A 4,128-nucleotide genomic window follows, 5' to 3' on the forward strand; every position below is an offset into this window, starting at 1 on the left:
TTTGTGTATTTCCCGCGGGCTCTCTTTTTTTTTCTTTGGGGGCCGCCCCGGCTAGGGGCCGCCGGCGGGGGGGGGGGGCGGGCGGCCCCCCCACTTCCGGGGTGTCTGACGGCAGCAGGTGACGGCAACGTCAGCGGACTGGAGCTGCACAAAGCGGCGGATCGTCACCGTCGTTGCGCTCGGCGGTGCGTCTGCGGGGTGGCGGAGGACGGCGCTCGTCCCGGCCGTCGTCCGCCTGTCATGCCGTCGTTCACCGCCGCCGGCTCGCCAGCTGTTGTGCCGCGGTCCGGGCAGTGCTGGGCCCGTTTGCTGCCGTCCACCACCGTCCAGCCGCTGCTATGCCGCTGTCTGGCCGCCTTCCGTCGGCCGTTGTGCTGCTACCTGGGGCGCTCCGGAGTCACCGCTGCGAAAGCACTCCCGGATTCCGCCAGAAAGGTCGGCGACCGGCCGGGTGGCTGATGCACCGTTTCCCTTCCCGCCGTTTCGAACCGCGCATGCCGTTCTCACCACACCGCTTCCGACATCGTTCCCCGGTCGGTATACGCCAGGTAGCCCGAGCCACGCCCTCGGTTGTACCGGCACCCGTCATCAACGTCCCTCCCCCTCGCGAACCCTGCAAGAGGTTCCTCATGCGTCGACGATCTTGGCCTCGTGGTCCACGACGTCGGGCGCCCCGAAGGGCTGCCGGGGGACCTTCCTAGCCGGTGCTCCGACCGTCCGTCGCCGCTGCGTTCAATGCCTGGTGCCGGTGTTCGCGGGGCGAGATCCCGTACGCGGCCTTGAACGCACGGCTGAACTCGGACGCGCGCGGTATGCCGCAATTGGCGGCGACGACGTGGACCGGCGCGCTGCGCAGTGCGGGGTCGGCCAGGTCGTGGTGGGCCTTGTGAAGGCGTTGGCGGCGGATCGAGGCGGCGAGGGTCTCGCCGCCGGAGTGCCGGGTGAACAGGTGGTGGAGGTGGCTGAGGGAGATGTGGTGCGCGGCGGCGACCGTGGCCGGGGTCAGGTCGGGGTCGTGGAGGTTGTGGCGGATGAACGTGTGGACGTCCTCCATCAGGGCCCGCCGGCGGGTTTCCTGCGGCAGGGCGGGGAGGGCGTCGAGTTCCCGGGCGACCCAGGCCGCCACCAGGTCGACCACGACCGTCCCGAGCCGGGCCGCCTCCGCCGGCTCCAGCGTGTGGGCCTGACGCTCCAACCCGCGCAGGAAATCCGCCAGCAACGCACCCGTGCCCTCACGGCCGGAGAGCCTCCGGCCCAGCAGATCGCGCACGTGACGCCCGGGCGCCGGCAACAACGATTGAGGAATGTCGATACCGATGGCGGTGACTTCCGAGCCGGCCCCATCGGGGGTCCGGTCCCCGAGCATCCGCACGTCGTGTGGGGTGGAGCTGTCGATGAGGGCTAGGTCCCCGACACCGAACGTCTCCGCCTGGTCCCGTCCGCGTCTGAGCCCTTGGCTTCCGGAGGTGAGCAGGGTCAGGTAGTACAGCTCCTGATCCGAACGCCGGATCATCTGTTCGGTGCGCCGGAACCGCGCCGACGGGAACGACGACCCCATCAGTACCACGGGCCCCAGCTCCGCGCGCCGCACGTCCGCCTCAAAGCTTTCCGCGTGAGCGGTGATCGTCTCGCACTCCCGCGATCTTGCCAGTACGTCCCGCCAGTACTCAAAACGGACCTTCGCAGACAAACCTTTGTCCCATGGGTTCCCCCGGGCCTCCACCAGCTCCCCTTCCCCTGAAGCCGCCCCCGCCGGATCGGCGGGGCTTCCCCCGACAACATCATCGACTGCCCGTACCGCCGAGTACACCTCCACACGAGACTTCGGCTTCCCGGAACCGGCCCCGGCATCATGCGATGCGCGAAGCCCCCGCGCACGGGGCTTCACACCTGCGGACGAACACCGGAACCGTCCGCGGCCGGCGGCAGCAGTGCCTGCTGTCGGTGCTCGCTCGGGGAGATCCCGTACGCGGCCTTGAACGCACGGCTGAACTCGGACGCGCGGGGGGATCCCGCAAGCGGCGGCAATACGGTGGACCGGCGCGCCGCGCAGTGCGGGGTCGGCCAGGTCGCGGTGGGCCTTGTGAAGGCGTTGGCGGCGGATCGAGGCGGCGAGGGTCTCGCCGCCGGAGTGCCGGGTGAACAGGTGGTGGAGGTGGCTGAGGGAGATGTGGTGCGCGGCGGCGACCGTGGCCGGGGTCAGGTCGGGGTCGTGGAGGTTGTGGCGGATGAACGTGTGGACGTCCTCCATCAGGGCCCGCCGGCGGGTTTCCTGCGGCAGGGCGGGGAGGGCGTCGAGTTCCCGGGCGACCCAGGCCGCCACCAGGTCGACCACGACCGTCCCGAGCCGGGCCGCCTCCGCCGGCTCCAGCGTGTGGGCCTGACGCTCCAACCCGCGCAGGAAATCCGCCAGCAACGCACCCGTGCCCTCACGGCCGGAGAGCGTTCGACCGAGGAGGTCGCGCACCCGGTCGGGCGATACGGGCAGCTGCGAGATCGGCAGGTCGACGCTGATCCCGGTGGCCCGGGGATCCGCTGGGCCGGATGACCGGGCACCGGAGAACCGGCCGTCGTAGGGGTGCGAGCTGTCGATGAGGCACAGATCTCCCACCCGGTGCGTCTCCCGCTGGTCGTCGGCACGCTCGAGAGCGTGGCATCCGGCCGTCAGCAGGGTCAGGTGATACAGCTCCTGATCCGAGCTTCGGATCATGCGCTCGCTGCGCCGGAACCGCGCGGACGGGAACGAGGTGGCCATCAGCGTCGCCGGCCCCATGTCGAACATCCGCAACTCCGCTGTGAAGGTCTCGACATGGGCACTGGTCGTGTCGGTCACCCGCGTTCGCCCCACCAGGTCCCGCCAGCGCTCGAAACGTTCACGCGGCGACAGGCCGTCGTCCCCCGCCGTGCTCTCAGCCCCCACCAACACCACTCCCTGCCTTCAGACCGTTCCCGGCCACGTCAGCGGAGCCCTGGGCACCTGCCGCCAACGCGACCCTCCGGTACGCACTCCCCCGCCACGCCGGCGAGGCTCCCCCGGTGACATCATCGCCATCCGCAGTGTCCACGCCAAGTCAGTGCCCGAAGCAAGCCGCCGTGTGGGACACCGGCGCACCGCTGTACACGACGACGCTGCCCGGCTTGCAAGGATTCCACTGCCTGCCTAAGGCGGCCCCAGCCCCGGCCGGCGGGGGCGGCCCGGCTGCCGTACAGGGCCAGCTTCAGCCCGTTCCGGACGCGGCGGCGCGGGCCTGGGCGGGCGGTGGCGATCACCCTGCGTGCCTCCGGAAGGAGTGAGGGAGGTGCGATGGCCATCCCGGCCCGGTGGGCCGGGACGGCGGGGTCTTGCGGGTCGGGTCAGCCGGTGACGGTCTCGGCGTGCCGGGTGAGGGCGTCCAGGAGCGCGGTCTGCCGGTCGGTCAGCTTGCCGTCGGTGCGGGCCGCCGCCTGCTTGCGCAGCCAGGTGCCGGGGCGAAACGCGGGGTCGTCGCCGAGGCCGGTGCGGTTGGCGGGGCCGGTGAGGGTGCCGCCGGCGGCGAGGTAGGCAAGCAGGCGGCGGTAGGAGCGGTTCCAGTCCGGCTCCAGGCGCCAGAGCTCGTCCAGGGCGTCGAGCTTGGCCTCCTGGTCGGCGGTGAGGGCCTCGGCCTTGCGCTGGCGGCGCATCCACGCGCCCACCGCGTAGTCGTCCAGCTTCTCGGTCGCGGGGATCGCGAGGTGGCCGTGGTGGGCGGCCCAGGCCTTCGCGTAGGCGTGGCCGCGGTCCCAGGCGTTGGCGTGCTTGGACCAGATCATGCCCAGCGCGTCCAGCTCCGAGACGCGCGCGGCATCGAGGAGGCCCTGGCCGTTGAGGTAGCGCTGCCGGTCCAGCCAGGAGACCAGCTCGCCGTGCGCCTGCTTGTCGGTGGGGTCGAGGTGGCCGTGCTCCAGGTGGAACCGGGCGGCGACGGCGTGCATCCGCTGCCACTCGACCGCGCGCGGGTTGAACGCCCGCAGCTTCACCGTCTGCAGGATCGCGCCGGCGTGCCGCTTCGCGTCGATCCGCAGCCATTCCACCGGCGACTCCACCGGCGCCGCCGGCTCGCCCTCCCCCACCCCCGGGGGGGGGGCGGGCGGGGGGGGGGGGGGGGGTGT

General features: G+C 71.9%; 2 protein-coding genes. Both read right to left on the minus strand.

Annotation, left to right across the window (positions count from 1 at the left end; genetic code table 11):
* Positions 1 to 697 precede the first annotated feature (697 nt).
* The gene (locus ACFWXO_RS24520) at positions 698 to 2,920 is read right to left on the minus strand and encodes a helix-turn-helix domain-containing protein (protein ID WP_380525926.1); all 2,223 of its coding nucleotides are present in this window, start codon (positions 2,918 to 2,920) and stop codon (positions 698 to 700) included.
* 434 nt (positions 2,921 to 3,354) lie between these two features.
* On the minus strand, positions 3,355 to 4,050 hold the full coding sequence (locus ACFWXO_RS24525) for a helicase associated domain-containing protein (RefSeq protein ID WP_380525928.1): 696 nt from the start codon (positions 4,048 to 4,050) through the stop codon (positions 3,355 to 3,357).
* Positions 4,051 to 4,128 lie beyond the last annotated feature (78 nt).

The organism is Kitasatospora sp. NPDC059088 (genome assembly GCF_042738155.1).
Taxonomy (GTDB): Bacteria; Actinomycetota; Actinomycetes; order Streptomycetales; family Streptomycetaceae; genus Kitasatospora.